This window comes from Mesorhizobium sp. 10J20-29 (genome assembly GCF_054130485.1).
In genome coordinates this window covers 3036292-3050914 of record NZ_CP199156.1, presented here as the reverse complement: position 1 = coordinate 3050914, position 14623 = coordinate 3036292, and the positions used below count along the sequence as shown (strand labels likewise).

Genomic DNA, 14623 nt, shown 5'->3' with positions numbered 1-14623 from the left:
TAATCCGATCCGGGCGGCGCGAAGCCGCCGCCCGGATCGTTCTGGAGACGAAGGTCCGGCGCTCAGCCGCGCGCGCGCTGGCCGAAAAGGACCTTCTGGGCTTCCTTGTCATCGGCGAGGTTGCGCCGGTGCTCCTGGCCGACCTCGAGGCCGCGCTGCACGGCGGGCCTTGCCGTCAGCGTCTCGAACCAGCGCTTGAGATGGGGAAAGTCCTCAAGCTCCTGGCCCTGGTTCTTGTAGGGCTTGACCCAGCCGATGGCGGCCATGTCGGCGATCGAATAGTCGCCAGCCAGGAAGTCGCGATCGGCCAGGCGCTTGTTCATGACGCCGTAGAGCCGATTGACCTCGTTGGTGTAGCGGTCGATGCCATAGGGGATTTTCTCGGGCGCATATTGCCGGAAGTGATGTGCCTGGCCGGCCATGGGCCCGAGGCCGCCGACCTGCCAGAACAGCCACTGTTCGACCTCGACCCGCTGGCGCTCGTCGGCCGGAGAGAACCTTGCGAACTTGCGGCCGAGATACTGCAGGATGGCGCCGGACTCGAAGATCGAGATCGGCTGGCCGTCCGGGCCCTCGGGATCGACGATCGCCGGCATGCGGTTGTTCGGCGCGATCTTCAGGAATGACGGCTCGAACTGCTCGCCCGCGCCGATGTTGATGTATTTGATCTCGTAGGGAACGCCCAGCTCCTCCAGCATGATCGTGATCTTCCAGCCATTCGGCGTCGGCCAGTAGTAGAGTTCGATCGGCTTGGTCTGGGTCGTCATTGCGTCAATTCTCCGCTTCGATGATTGAACCCTGCAGATAAGCCCCCGCGACCAAAGCGCAAGCGGAGCGGCCGCGCGGTGCTGTCAATAAAATTGAACCGAAGATGAACGGCTGTCTCAGAGGCGGTTCAGTCGCGCTCGGGCATTGTCCCCGCATTGAGGGAGACAAGCATGCTAGCGCGCCGGTTCACCATCGTCTGTCTGTTGACCACCCTGTTCGGGATGTTCTTCGCAGTTCTCGTCGCCGAGGTCAGCAGGACGCAGCATCCCCGCCGCTTCGCCGAGGTGGTGCCCTGCCTCACCGACGGCATCAACGCCTGCAAGTACGCATACGAGGAATAGGCGCCCAGCGCCCAAGGAAAGAGCAAGAAAATGAACCGCATGAATGACAGCCTGAAACTGATCCGCCGCGCACTGCTGGTGACGCTGGTCGTCGCCACGCCGGTAATGGCCATTCATGGCGTTCGGGCAGCCGACACGACAACGATCGAAGCGCCGACCATGAAGAACCGCGGCGCCGGCCTGGTGCTGATGGTCAGCCTGCAGCGTTCCTGAGCCCCCGCGCGTGGACGGCGCTTTTGGCCGTTCTGCCCCTCCCGTTCGGGCACGCTCTTCCTTATAAGGGGCCATGGAAAAGCGAATCTACCCTGAACCCATCGAATCGGTCGTCTCGCCCGAGCCCTACAAGCGGCAAAGCTTCACCGACGCCGAGTCGGCTGTCGAGGCGCTGAAGCAGCTCTACGCCCGCAACACCCAGTTCCTGCGCGACTGCTTCGAAGCGCTCGGCGACGGCGCCGACCCGGCCAAGCGGTACCGCGCCTTCTATCCTGAAGTCGGCGTCACGACGTCGTCCTACAGCCAGGTCGACTCGCGACAGGCCTATGGCCACATGCCGACGCCCGGCACCTTCTCGACGACGATCACCCAGCCCGCCCTTTTCGAGAGCTACCTGCTCGAACAGCTCAAGCTGATCATGCGCAACCACGGCGTGCCCGTCACGGTGGCCGAGTCCCGTACGCCGATCCCGCTGCATTTCGCCTTCCTGGAAGGCACCCATGTCGACGGCTCGATCGCCGAGCGGATCAAGCGGCCGATCCGCGACCTGTTCGACGTGCCAGATCTCGACGGGACGGACGATCATATCGCCAACGGCACCTTCGAGGCGGTTCCCGGCGAGGACCGGCCGCTGGCACCCTTCACGGCACAGCGCATCGACTATTCGCTGCACCGGCTGTCGCACTACACCGCCACCAGCCCGCAGCATTTCCAGAACTTCGTGCTGTTCACCAACTACCAGTTCTACATCGACGAGTTCTGCCTCTATGCCCGCGAACTGATGTCGAAGGGCGGCGCCGGCTACTCCTCCTTCATCGAGCCCGGCAACGTCGTCACGCCGGCGGGCGAGGAAAAGCCGGCAGACTGTCCGGTGCCGTCGCGGCTGCCGCAGATGCCGACCTACCACCTGACCAAGCCGAACCATGGCGGCATCACCATGGTCAATATCGGCGTCGGCCCGTCCAACGCCAAGACGATCACCGACCATGTCGCGGTGCTGAGGCCGCATGCCTGGCTGATGCTCGGCCACTGCGCGGGCCTGCGCAACACCCAGGCGCTCGGCGACTACGTGCTGGCGCATGCCTATGTGCGCGAGGACCACGTGCTGGACGACGACCTGCCGGTCTGGGTGCCCATCCCGCCGCTCGCCGAGATCCAGGTGGCGCTGCAGGAGGCGGTCGCCGAGGTGACCGGGCTCGCCGGCTACGACCTAAAGCGGATCATGCGCACCGGAACCGTCGCCACCATCGACAACCGCAACTGGGAACTGCGCGACCAGCGCGGGCCGGTGCAGCGCCTGTCGCAGTCGCGCGCCATCGCGCTCGACATGGAATCGGCGACGATCGCGGCCAACGGCTTCCGCTTCCGGGTGCCCTACGGCACGCTGCTCTGCGTCTCCGACAAGCCACTGCATGGCGAGCTCAAGCTGCCGGGCATGGCGACCGAATTCTACAAGCGGCAGGTCGCACAGCACCTGACCATCGGCATCCGCGCGATGGAGAAGCTCGCCGAGATGCCGACCGAAAGGCTGCATTCGCGCAAGCTCAGGAGCTTTTCGGAGACTGCCTTCCAGTAGGTGCCGGAAAGTCGTGGTGTCTTGAATGAACCGCATTCCTGCCGCTAAACAGCGCCATGGATCGTAGGCCTGTTCTCGGAGCGACCGCCTTGGCGCTCGTCGTGCTCATTTCGCTGCCGCTGGTCGCCGGTTTTTTCGGCCGGCTGCATCCGGCTTTCGATTCCTTCGCCCATTTCAGGATTCATCTCGCCATATTGCTGGTTGCCTGCGCGGTGCCGCTTCTTCTCGGCGCCTTCCGGCGCGAGGCGCTGATGGCGATTGCCTTCGGCCTGGCCGCCATCACGACGGTAACCGGCGCCGCCTTCCTGCCGGGGCTGCGTCCGGTGCATGCGGCGTTCGCGCCGCGCGACGGCGACGAGCCGGTCTACCGGCTGCTGCAGATCAACCTGCGCTTCGACAATCGCGAGCCGGAAAAGGTGCTGTCGCTGATCGCGCGGGAGCGGCCCGACGTGGTGACCCTCAACGAGGTCTCCGCCATGTGGGCAAAGAAGATCGCGCTGCTGGAGGCCGCCTATCCCTACAGGCTGGTCTGCACGATGGACAATTATGCCGGCGGGGTGACGATCCTGTCGCTCCGGCCCTTCGCGCAAGGCGCCGAGGGTCGCTGCATCGACGGCGGCACCTTCGCCACCGCAACAATCGACTTCGGCGGCCGGCCGCTCGACATCGCCGCCATGCACCTGCACTGGCCATGGCCCTTCGACCAGGCGGAGCAGGTCGCCGGGATGACCGCCGACCTCGCCGGCCTGCCGGAGTCGGTGCTGCTTGCCGGCGACCTCAACGCAACGCCCTGGAGTGCCGCGGCCCAGCAGATCGCGGAAGCCGGCGGGCTGCGGCAGGTCGGTCCGATCGGCGCCACGTGGCACTACCGCCTGTTGCCGGAATTCCTGCGCTTCACCGGGTTGCCGATCGACCAGGTGTTCGCCAAGGGCAACGTGCGCGTGCACTCGGCCCGGAGGTTGGAGCCTGTGGGATCCGACCACCTGCCCGTGCTGGTCGAGTTCTCGCTCGATCCGCCAAGGCGCAAGCCGGTGGATCCCGCCCAGTCGATCACCGCAGCGCTGGCGCCGGGCGGCACCTGACCTTCTGACCGACCGGCGGTGTCAGACGCCGGGTGCCAGGACCAGCGCATCAATCAGCCGCTCGACCTTGCCGCCTTCGCGATGCTCCAGGGCGTCGAAACGGTACTGCTTCCGCTCGTAGTCGGCATAGATCTCGGCCATCCGGCGCTTGGTCTCGCGGCGCGCCTTGCGGCAGCCGGGGTCATTGCTGATCTTCAGGCGTGAGATGGACTTTTCCACCGCCCTGGCCATCTGGGTAGCGATCTTGCCATGCATCCGCTCGTGCTTCGTCACGCCGGCCAGAAACGTCCGCCAGCGCCGGTTCATCCCCGGCGAGAGCGTATCGGCAGCCTGAGGAAAGGTGTAGGTGACCGAGACCACGCCCGAGACGCGCTCGACGCGGCAGTCCTTGGCCGTCTCCCTCCACTCGATGGTCCAGGCTGGGGAGTAGCTGGTCTGCGCGATGGCGCGCGTCCGGAAGCCATGCTTGGGGCCGCGGCGGTCCATGGCCTTGAGCAGCGCGACGCCGGTAACCCCGCTGATCCGGTAGTGGACGGTCTTTTCCTTGACCGTGACGGATGCCGACGCCTGGCCGGGGACCCCGACGCAGACGGCAAGCAGAGCTGCCAAGGTCCATGCGAAAAGCCGCATCGGGATGTCTCCGGATGCGCTAGGACAGCACATCGCGGCGACAGGATCAATCGCGGTTTGGCCCCGCCGTCACATGTTCGGATAGACCGGCCCTTCGCCGCCCTGCGGCGGCACCCAGTTGATGTTCTGGTTGGGATCCTTGATGTCGCAGGTCTTGCAGTGGACGCAGTTCTGGGCGTTGATGACGAAGGTCACATCCTTGGCCGACGGGTCGGCCGCGGCGTTGCCGTCGGCATCCACCCACTCGTAGACCGCCGCCGGGCAATAGCGCGTGGAGGGCCCGCCGAAGACGTCGTGCTCGGAGCGCTTCTGAAGCTCCATGTCGGCGACCTGCAGGTGAACCGGCTGGTCTTCCTCGTGGTTGGTGTTCGACAGGAAGACAGAGGACAGCTTGTCGAAAGTCAGCACGCCGTCGGCCTTGGGATAGACGATCCTCTCATGCTGCGAGGCGGGTTCGAGCGACTGGAAGTCGGCCTTGCCGTGTTTCATCGTGCCGAAGGGCGAGACGCCGAACAGCGTGTTCAGCCACATGTCGAGGCCGCCGAGGCCGACGCCGATGATGGTGCCGAAGCGCGACCAGAGCGGCTTCACGTTGCGCACCTTCTTGAGGTCCTTGCCGATGTCGGTGTCGCGCCACGCCGCCTCGTAGCTTGCCAGCTCATCATTGGCACGGCCGCCCGCAATTGCGTCGGCAACATGTTCTGCCGCCAGCATGCCCGACAGCACCGCGTTGTGCGAACCCTTGATGCGCGGCACGTTGACGAAGCCGGCCGAGCAGCCGATCAGCGCGCCACCCGGGAAGCAGAGCTTCGGCACCGACTGGTAGCCGCCCTCGGTGATGGCGCGCGCGCCGTAGGAAATGCGCTTGGCACCGTCGAACGTGCCGCGGATCGCCGGATGCGTCTTGAAGCGCTGGAACTCGTCGAAGGGCGACAGCCAGGGGTTCTTGTAGTTGAGGTGGATGACGAAGCCGACCGCCACCTGGTTGTCCTCCAGATGGTAGAGGAAGGAGCCGCCGCCTGTCTGCATGTCGAGCGGCCAGCCGAAGGAATGCTGCACGAGGCCCGGCTTGTGGTTCTCCGGCTTGACCTGCCAGAGCTCCTTGAGGCCGATGCCGTATTTTCCGGGCTCGCGGCCCTCCGAGAGGTTGAACTTTGAAATCAGCTGCTTGGCCAGCGAACCGCGCGCGCCCTCGCCGATCAGGACGTACTTGCCGAGCAGCGCCATGCCCGGGGCAAAGCCCGGCCCCGGCGTGCCGTCGCGCTGCACGCCCATGTCGCCGGTGACGACGCCGATGGCGGCACCCTCGTCATTGTAGAGAACCTCGCGCGCGGCAAAGCCCGGATAGACCTCGACGCCCAGCGCCTCGGCCTTGCCGGCCAGCCAGCGGCAGACATTGCCGAGCGAGACGGTGAAGTTGCCGTGGTTGTTCATCAGCGGCGGCATCAGGAAATTGGGGATGCGCAGCGAGCTCTTCTGCCCGAGCAGCAGGAAATGATCGTCTGTCACCGGTGTCTTGAAGGGATGGTCCGCCTCGTCGCGCCAGCCGGGAAGCAGGCGGTCGATGCCGACCGGATCGACGACGGCACCCGACAGGATATGCGCGCCTACCTCGGCGCCCTTTTCAAGCACCACGACGGAGAGCTCGGGATTGACCTGTTTCAGCCGGATCGCGGCGGCCAGGCCGGCCGGCCCGGCGCCTACCACGACAACGTCGAATTCCATGCTCTCGCGTTCAATCTCACTCATCAACTTCTCCGCACTGGCTCTGCCTGTCTGGCGCTTCGCTGGCTCAGTGGCTCCTTAGCGCATCCGGACGCGGCGCGAAACTGCCCGCATTTTCATTCAATCGATACGATCTGAAAGGCTGACGCGCTGTTGCTGAAGCGGCCCTGCCCGGCGAGGCTGCGCCAGCGAACGTTTATTTGTTTGTTCGGAACGGCGCTTGTCGTCCATACTGGTGCAATGCGGCATGCTGAGACCTTCCGCAACAAGGCAATTTTCCCGACTGGCCGTCGCCGCGCGACGGTCTGCGCTGCCTTCTGGGCAGCAACCGCGCTCAGCCTTGCCGTTCCGGGCGCGGCAAGGGCGCAGGATGCGGCAGGGCGCTGGGAGACCGGCGCCTACAGCTTTTCCGACGAACTCGGCGGCTTTCGCATCACCGGCGCGTCGGGCGTCGGTACGCGGGAAGATCCGATCGTGATCCACCAGGAGTTGAACTCGGCGACGCCGGTGACCATGGTCATCCGCACGATCAAGCCGATCCGTCCCTTCGACCAGAGCGGCCTCTATGCGAGCGGCTTCCTGCATGTGCAGATCGAGATGCTCAACAACAGCAAGCTGCCGTGGATCGAGTTCGAGTTCGAACTGCAGGAACGCCTGCACGAGGCAAGCATCTTCGGCGACGGCCTGTCCTTCGACCAGCGGCGCACCGAGAGCGAGAACATCTCGTCGCCCAATTTCCGGGAATACAGCCGCGACTTCGAGCCCTACGACAGGCTGCTGTTCAGGAACGGCAAGATCGATCACCTGGAAAGTGGGACCTTCCGCTTCATGATCACCGACTTCACGCCGCGCTGGGAGTTTTTTCTGGCGCAGGACCCGCGCATTCCGTCTTCGTGACCTTGCAAAAGCGCCATTTGCGGTAGACTGTCCGGCATGACTCTCGAACCCGACGATAGCGCTCCCGGCCTGCGCGAGCTGCTTGCCTTCTATGCCGAGGCCGGCGTCGACGATGCGCTGGTCGAGGAAGCCCCCGACCGCTTCGCCGAAGCCGAGCGCGCCGCACAGCAGGCCGCGGCAGCCGCGGTTGCGCCTCCAGTGGCCGAGGACAGAAGCGCGACGCAGCGCCAGCCGGCCATGGCGGCACCGCCACGGCCCGCAGCGACCGCTGCCGTGCCCGACGAGACGCAGATCGCGCTGGCGCGCCAGCGGGCCAGCGAGGCGCGAACGCTCGAGGAGCTTCGCCAGCAGCTTGCCGATTTCGACGGCTGCAATCTCAAGACAACCGCCAAGAACCTGGTCTTCTCCGACGGCAATCCCGAGGCCGACGTCATGCTGGTGGGTGAAGCGCCGGGCCGCGACGAGGATCTCGAGGGGCTGCCCTTCGTCGGACGCTCGGGTCAGTTGCTCGATCGCATCCTCGCGGCCATCGGGCTCGACCGGCAATCGGCCTATATCGCCAACGTCATTCCCTGGCGGCCGCCAGGCAACCGCACGCCAACGCCGCAGGAGACGGAAATCTGCCGGCCCTTCATCGAGCGGCAGATCGAGCTCGCCAATCCCAAGGTGCTGGTGACCCTCGGCGGGCCCTCGGCCAAGCTGCTGCTCAGGACATCAGAGGGAATTTTGCGGCTGCGCGGCAAGTGGAGCGTCCACACCACGGCCGCGCAGGTGGCGATCCCCACCATGCCGACTCTTCACCCGGCCTACCTGCTCAGGAACCCGGCCCACAAGAAACTCGCCTGGCGGGATTTTCTCGAGGTGAAGGCGAAGCTCCGGTCGCTTTCCTGAACTGCCGAAACGGACAGCAAGATGCCGACGTTACTTCCGGTCGGAAAGCGTCAGTGGCAGTGGACCCGACCCTTGCTGTTGTCCATGTGGCAGCACTGGCCTGGCGGCGAACTCTTGCGGCAGCCACCTCCGTGGGCTCCGGCAACGCCGGTCAGCACAAGAGTGAAGATGGCAAGCGACGCCAGAAACGACTTCATTTGATTCTCCCGCAACCATCCCTGCAGAATGGTCTCACACTGCAGTCAGACGATCAACCTGAAGTAACATCATTAACTTAATACCCTCACTGGTTGAGTACCGGTCGAGGTCCGCCGACAGCTATTCGGGCGGCGTCACCCTGATCGCCGCCTTGCGCTCGATGCCGAGCTGGCGCTCGCGCCAGACGATGAAGATGCCGGCACCGATGACGATGGTGCCGCCGACCAGCGTATAGAGCGTCGGGATATTGCCGAAGGCGAGATAGCCGATGGCGATGGCGAGCAGCATCGAGGTGTATTCGAAGGGCGCTACCGTCGAAGCTTCGGCATGACGGTAAGCCGTTGTCATCAGGATCTGGCCAAGGCCACCGAAGATGCCGGACAGGATCAGCAGCAGCACCTGCTGCGTCGACACGGCCTGCCAGCCGAAGGGAATCGACAGCAACGCCATGCAGCTCGCCGTCAACGAGAACCAGAGCACGATGGTCGTCGCCCTCTCGGTGCGCACGAGGTCGCGCACCAGGAGCACTGCGACGGCCGCAATGGCGGCAGCGGCGAGAACGGCGATCATGCCGACGAATTCCTCGTTGCCGAGGGCGCCGCCCGAGCGGAAAAGCGTCAGGGTCGGCCAGGAAATGACGGCAATGCCGACGAGGCCGACGCAGACGGCGCTCCAGCGGTAGACGCGGATCACCTCGCCGAGGAAAAGCGCGCTGAACACCACCACGAGCAGCGGCTGCGCGTAACCGAGCGTGACGGCCTCTGGCAGCGGCAGCCGCGTCAGCGCGAAGAAGCCGAGCCCCATGGACGAGACGCCGACCAGCCCGCGAAAGATCTGGCCGAGCGGCCGGGCTGTGTGCATCGCCGTCCGCAGTTCGCGCCTGTAGGCGAGATAGGCGATGATCGGGATGATCGCGAAGAAGGAGCGAAAGAAGACGATCTGCCCGGCCGGCAATTGCCCCGAAGCCTTGATGCAGGTCTGCATGCCGACGAAGAAGGCGACTGAAACGATCTTCAGGCCAATGCCGACCAGCGGGTTGGAGACGTGATGGCCGCCCGGCGTCACTTCCGGCCGGCTGCCTGGATCGCAGACCAGATGCGGGCGGGCGTTGCCGGCATCTCTATATGGCCGATGCCGTATTCCCTGTAGAGCGCATCCGTCACCGCATTGAGCACGGCAGGCCCGGCGCCGATCGTGCCGGCCTCGCCCGCGCCCTTGATGCCCATGGCGTTGGTGGTCGAGGGCACGTTGCGCGTCTCGAAGCTGAAGAAGGGCACGTCGTCGGCGCGCGGCATGGCGTAGTCCATGAAGCTGGCCGTCAGGAGCTGGCCATCCTCGCCATAGACGGTGTCCTCGACCAGCGCCTGGCCGATGCCCTGGACCACGCCGCCATGCATCTGGCCGGCGAGCAGGATCGGGTTCACCGTGACGCCGAAATCGTCGACGATGGTGTAGCGAACGATCTTCGTCAGGCCAGTCTCGGGGTCGATCTCGACCTCGCAGACATGGGTGCCGTTCGGATAGGTTGCCTCCTCCTGCACGAATTCGCCAAAGCCCTTGAGATCGTCGGGCTGCTTGGCCGCCTTGGCGATGTCGGAGAAGGTCATCGTCCGGTCAGTGCCGACGATGCGCGCCGAGCTGTCTTCGAGCTCGATGTCGGCGGCCGAGGCCTCGAGTTCGTCGGCAGCGATCTTGCGGATCTTTTCGGCGAGCGCCTCACCCGCCCGCGACGCGGAGACACCGCCGAGCGGGATCGAGCGCGAGCCGCCGGTGCCGCCGCCCGACGGCAGGTCGTCGGTGTCGCCCTGCAGCATGTTGATGCGGTCAATGCCGATGTTGAGCTTCTCTGCGATGAACTGGGCGTAGGCCGTCGCGTGGCCTTGGCCGTTGGTCTGGGTGCCGATCTTCAGCGTCACCGTGCCGTCGCCGTTCAACTCGACATGGGCAGGCTCCGAGCCGGGGAAGGCGCAGGCCTCGATATAGGTCGCCATGCCGATGCCGCGGATCTTTCCCTCGGCCTTCGCAGCGGCCAGCCGCGCCTCGAAGCCGTTCCAGTCGGAGCGCTCGAGAGCCAGCGTCATGTGGCCGTCGAACTCACCGACGTCGTAGAGCCTGTTGGTCTGGGTGCGGTAGGGGAACTGCTCGGGCTTGATGAAATTGCGGCGGCGGATTTCCTCACGGCCGATGCCGATGTCGCGGGCGCAGGCGTCGACCAGCTTTTCCAGCAGCAGAGCCGCCTCGGGCCGGCCGGCGCCGCGATAGGCGTCGACGGGCGTCGTGTTGGTGTAGACGCCGGCGATTTCGACATCGAGCGCCTGGATGTCGTAGACGCCAGTCGACATGGTGGCGCCGACATAGGGGATGAAGGGGCCGTATTGCGAGATGTAGGCGCCCAGATTGGCCTTCATGTCGACCTTGAGCGACAGGAAGCGGCCGTCCTTGTCCATCGCCATTTCCGCCGCCACGACATTGTCGCGGCCGTGCGCGTCGGTCAGGAAATGCTCTGTGCGGTCGCTCGCCCATTTGACGGGCCTGTCGAGCAGCCGCGCGGCCTCCATGACCAGCGCGTGCTCGCGGTAGACGAAGCCCTTGGTGCCGAAGCCGCCGCCGACGTCCGGCGTCACGACGCGCAGCTTCTGCTTGTCGATCTTGAACATCGCCGCCAGCACGGTCTGCATGGAATGCACGCCCTGCGAGCCGGTGGTCAGCACGAAGCGGTCCTCGTCGGCACGCCACTCGGCGATGGCCGAGCGCGGCTCCATGTAGTTGCAGACCAGCCGGTTGTTGTGGAACTCGATACGCGTGACCCTGTCGGCCCCGGCAAAGGCGGCGTCGGATTTCTCGCGGTCGCCGAAGCGGTAGGTGAAGGCGCGGTTGCTGCCAAGCTCGGGCCAGACAAGCGGCGTCCCGGGATCGAGAGCGGTCGCGGTGGCAGAGGCAGCCTCCTCGCTGTCGTAATCCACTTCGATCAGTTCGGAGGCGTCCTGCGCCAGTTCGCGCGATTCGGCGACGATGAAGGCGACGGCGTCGCCGACGTGGTTGACCCGCTCGCGGCAGAGGATCGGAATGTCGCGGGTGGGGGCGCGCGAACCATCCGGCTGGCGCTGCATGACGCCCGACTTGAGCGCGCCGAGAGCGGCGACGTCCTCGCCGGCAAGCACAAGGTGCACGCCGGGCGCGGCCCTGGCGTCATCCAGCGAACCGATCTTGAAGCTGGCCTTTGCGACCGGCGAGCGCAGCACGTAGCCGTGCAGCAGGCCCTCCGGCGCGATGTCGTCCGTATAGCGTCCCTGGCCGGTGATGAAGGCCTGGTCCTCGAGACGCAGGACCGACGCGCCCATGCCGAATTTCGGAGTTGCGACGGTCATGGGGCTGCCTCTTTGGTTCGAAGTGAAATGCCTGTCTGAAATAAGCCCTGTCCCGGTTTTGTCGAGGGGCCGTTTCGTGTACAGCACCTCCTTTCACATATCGTGCACGCCTGCGGCAATGGCAGGCGGCCGATATCCGGCATTTCGACAGGAAGTCCGTGCATGCGTACCGACACAGGCCAGGTATTTCGCCTGGAAGACTACCACCCGAGCGACTACCTGATTGCGCGCACCGACCTGACGTTCCGGCTGTCGCCGCAACGGACCCATGTAGCTTCCAGCCTCGCCGTGACCAGGCGCCAGGGCGTCGAGCCGGGCCGGCCGCTGATCCTCGACGGCGACGGCCTCAAGCTCCTGCGCGTCGCCATTGACGGGGTCGAGCTTGGCAACAGCGACTACCAGGCGACACCCGACCAGCTGATCATCCCGGCGCCGCCGCGCGCCGCCGCGTTCGAACTGTCGATCGAGACCGAGATCGATCCCTCGGCCAACCTCGCGCTGATGGGCCTTTTCCGCACTTCCGGCGTCTACTGCACGCAATGCGAGGCCGAGGGCTTTCGCCGCATCACCTATTTCCTCGATCGGCCGGACGTCCTGTCGGTCTATACGGTTCGTATCGAGGCTGCTGCGTCGGAGGCGCCGCTGCTCCTGTCGAACGGCAACCTCGTCGAAGAGGGCAAGCTCGCGGATGGCCGCCACTTCGCGGTCTGGCACGATCCCTTCCCGAAGCCGTCCTATCTCTTCGCGCTGGTGGCCGGCGACCTCGGCTCGATCCATGACAGCTTCGTCACCGGGTCAGGCCGCACGGTACGGCTCGGCATCTATGTCGAGCACGGCAAGGAGCATCTGGCCGGCTACGCCATGGACGCGCTGAAGCGCTCCATGCGCTGGGACGAAGAGGTGTTCGGGCGCGAATACGACCTCGACGTCTTCAACGTCGTCGCCGTGTCCGACTTCAACATGGGCGCGATGGAGAACAAGGGTCTCAACATCTTCAACGACAAGTATGTGCTGGCCAATGACGAGACGGCGACCGACGCGGACTTCGCCAATATCGAGGCGATCATCGCGCATGAGTACTTCCACAATTGGACCGGCAACAGAATCACTTGCCGCGACTGGTTCCAGCTCTGCCTCAAGGAAGGCCTGACCGTCTTTCGCGACCACGAGTTCTCGGCCGACCAGCGCTCGCGCGCCGTCAAGCGCATCGCCGAGGTGCGCACGCTGCGCGCCCACCAGTTCCCCGAGGACCAAGGGCCGCTGGCGCATCCGGTGCGGCCGCGCCGCTACCGCGAGATCAACAATTTCTACACGACGACCGTCTACGAAAAGGGCTCCGAGGTCGTGCGCATGATCCGCACCATCCTCGGGCGTGACGATTTCCGGCGCGGCATGGATCTCTACTTCGAACGCCATGACGGCGAGGCCGCGACGGTCGAGGATTTCCTGAAAGTGTTCGAGGACGCCTCGGGCCGCGACCTGTCGCAGTTCGCGCTCTGGTACCACCAGGCCGGCACGCCCAACCTCGCAGTGACGACGAGCCACGACGCCGCCGCAAAGACCTTCACCGTCGAGATCGAGCAGTCGGTGCCGCCGACGCCGTCTGAGAGCCGCAAGCGCCTGATGCACATTCCCCTCGCCTTCGGCCTGGTCGGCCGCGACGGCGAGGACATCCAGCCCGCGGCAGTCGACGGCGCGGTTGTGGAAGGCGGCGTCATCCATGTCCGAAAACGGCGCCACGTGGTGACGTTTTCCGGCGTCCCGGAGCGGCCGGTCCTGTCGCTCAACCGCGGCTTCTCCGCACCAGTCACGCTGTCGGTAGAACAACGGCGCGAAGACCAGCTTTTCCTCGCCCGGCACGACAGCGACCCGTTCTCACGCTGGCAGGCCTACAACACGCTTCTGACCGAGGCGCTGATCGGCGCCTACCGCAAGGTGCTTGGCGGGAGACAGCCCAGCTTTACAAGGCAGCTTGTGGAACTTGCCGGTGTGATCGCCGCCGACGACACGCTGGAGCACGCCTACCGCGCGCTGACACTGGCACTTCCCGGCGAGGCCGACGTGGCGCGCGAGATCGGCAAGAACATCGATCCCGAAGCCATTCTGGCAAGCCGCAATGCGCTGGTCGACGCCATCGCCGGGGCGAATGGCGAGGCCTTCGGAGACCTCTATGCCAGCCTCGACTGGAAGGGTGCCTTCAGCCCCGATGCGGCGAGCGCCGGACGCCGGGCCCTGCGGAACACGCTTCTCGACTATCTCGCTGTCCAGCCGGAGGGACTGGAGCGGGCCGTGCGGCACTTCAAGACGGCCAGCAACATGACGGACCGCGTTGCGGCCCTCACCGTGCTGGCGCACCGCCATCCGGGGACGCAACAGGCCGAACAGGCGCTGGCAGACTTCGAGAAGAAGTATCGCGGCGACGCGCTGGTGCTCGACAAGTGGCTGCAGATCCAGGCCACGGTGCCGGGTGCCGGCACGCTCGACACGGTGCGCAGGTTGACCGGCCATCCCGGCTTCTCGCTGACCAACCCCAACCGGGTGCGCGCGCTCATCGGCACCTTCGCCAGCGCCAACCAGACCGGCTTCAACCGCGTCGACGGCGCGGGCTATGCCTATTTCGCCGGTATCGTGCTCGAGATCGAGCGCGGCAACCCGCAACTGGCGGCTCGGCTGGCGACGGCGCTGAGGTCGTGGCGCTCGCTCGAACCCAACCGCCAGGCCAGGGCGCGCGAGGCGCTGCTGTCGATTGCCGGCGCCGAAAGCCTGTCGGCCGACCTGCGCGATATCGTCGAGCGGACGCTGAACTAGGCTTTTCGCGTCGATTTATCGAAATTCTTAATCTTTTTGTCGCCTGCCACTGGACAAGGCGAATCACCTTTGATTCCTTATGGACGATTCGGGTCGTGCGGCGTTGCCGGGTCGTCAATAGGGAAT

General features: G+C 65.5%; 13 protein-coding genes. 7 read left to right on the top strand and 6 right to left on the bottom strand.

Features of this window, described 5'->3' with window-relative positions:
- Window positions 1–62: 62 nt before the first annotated feature.
- Complete coding sequence (locus ACT2BZ_RS14555; protein WP_457935852.1) at window positions 63–767, bottom strand: glutathione S-transferase family protein; 705 nt, start codon at window positions 765–767, stop codon at window positions 63–65.
- Window positions 768–938: 171 nt separating this feature from the next.
- Here ACT2BZ_RS14555 and ACT2BZ_RS14550 point away from each other — a divergent pair, with 171 nt between their 5' ends.
- The 4 genes from ACT2BZ_RS14550 to ACT2BZ_RS14535 all read left to right on the top strand — a co-directional run bounded on the left by ACT2BZ_RS14550 (window position 939) and on the right by ACT2BZ_RS14535 (window position 3980).
- Entirely contained in the window at window positions 939–1109 is a 171-nt protein-coding gene (locus ACT2BZ_RS14550) for a hypothetical protein (protein ID WP_457935851.1), read from the top strand.
- 30 nt (window positions 1110–1139) lie between these two features.
- Complete coding sequence (locus tag ACT2BZ_RS14545) at window positions 1140–1322, top strand: hypothetical protein (protein WP_457935850.1); 183 nt, start codon at window positions 1140–1142, stop codon at window positions 1320–1322.
- Between the two features lie 73 nt (window positions 1323–1395).
- Window positions 1396–2898, top strand: a complete 1503-nt coding sequence (locus ACT2BZ_RS14540) for an AMP nucleosidase (RefSeq protein WP_457935849.1) — start codon at window positions 1396–1398, stop codon at window positions 2896–2898.
- An 89-nt stretch (window positions 2899–2987) separates the two neighbouring features.
- Complete coding sequence (locus ACT2BZ_RS14535) at window positions 2988–3980, top strand: endonuclease/exonuclease/phosphatase family protein (RefSeq protein WP_457935848.1); 993 nt, start codon at window positions 2988–2990, stop codon at window positions 3978–3980.
- Window positions 3981–4001: 21 nt separating this feature from the next.
- Here the strand turns inward: ACT2BZ_RS14535 and ACT2BZ_RS14530 are convergent, their stop codons facing one another.
- Window positions 4002–4610 carry a DUF922 domain-containing protein gene (locus ACT2BZ_RS14530; RefSeq protein ID WP_457935847.1) on the bottom strand — a complete coding sequence of 203 codons (609 nt, stop codon included), beginning with the start codon at window positions 4608–4610 and terminating at the stop codon, window positions 4002–4004.
- Window positions 4611–4679: 69 nt separating this feature from the next.
- The gene (locus ACT2BZ_RS14525) at window positions 4680–6359 is read right to left on the bottom strand and encodes an electron transfer flavoprotein-ubiquinone oxidoreductase (RefSeq protein WP_457935846.1); all 1680 of its coding nucleotides are present in this window, start codon (window positions 6357–6359) and stop codon (window positions 4680–4682) included.
- 216 nt (window positions 6360–6575) lie between these two features.
- On the opposite strand from ACT2BZ_RS14525, the gene ACT2BZ_RS14520 reads away from it, so the two are divergent.
- Both ACT2BZ_RS14520 and ACT2BZ_RS14515 read left to right on the top strand, forming a co-directional pair.
- On the top strand, window positions 6576–7232 hold the full coding sequence (locus ACT2BZ_RS14520; RefSeq protein ID WP_457935845.1) for a hypothetical protein: 657 nt from the start codon (window positions 6576–6578) through the stop codon (window positions 7230–7232).
- Window positions 7233–7268: 36 nt separating this feature from the next.
- A complete protein-coding gene (locus ACT2BZ_RS14515) occupies window positions 7269–8123 on the top strand; it encodes a uracil-DNA glycosylase (RefSeq protein ID WP_457935844.1) in 855 nt (284 codons plus the stop codon).
- 50 nt (window positions 8124–8173) lie between these two features.
- Here the strand turns inward: ACT2BZ_RS14515 and ACT2BZ_RS14510 are convergent, their stop codons facing one another.
- From ACT2BZ_RS14510 to ACT2BZ_RS14500, 3 genes are all read right to left on the bottom strand, one after another.
- Entirely contained in the window at window positions 8174–8320 is a 147-nt protein-coding gene (locus ACT2BZ_RS14510; protein WP_457935843.1) for a hypothetical protein, read from the bottom strand.
- A 121-nt stretch (window positions 8321–8441) separates the two neighbouring features.
- Window positions 8442–9416, bottom strand: a complete 975-nt coding sequence (locus tag ACT2BZ_RS14505; protein WP_457941326.1) for a DMT family transporter — start codon at window positions 9414–9416, stop codon at window positions 8442–8444.
- A complete protein-coding gene (locus tag ACT2BZ_RS14500; protein ID WP_457935842.1) occupies window positions 9383–11689 on the bottom strand; it encodes a xanthine dehydrogenase family protein molybdopterin-binding subunit in 2307 nt (768 codons plus the stop codon). The genes ACT2BZ_RS14505 and ACT2BZ_RS14500 overlap by 34 nt, the downstream gene beginning before the upstream one ends.
- A 162-nt stretch (window positions 11690–11851) precedes the next feature.
- Here ACT2BZ_RS14500 and pepN point away from each other — a divergent pair, with 162 nt between their 5' ends.
- Window positions 11852–14497, top strand: a complete 2646-nt coding sequence (gene pepN / locus ACT2BZ_RS14495; protein ID WP_457935841.1) for an aminopeptidase N — start codon at window positions 11852–11854, stop codon at window positions 14495–14497.
- Window positions 14498–14623 lie beyond the last annotated feature (126 nt).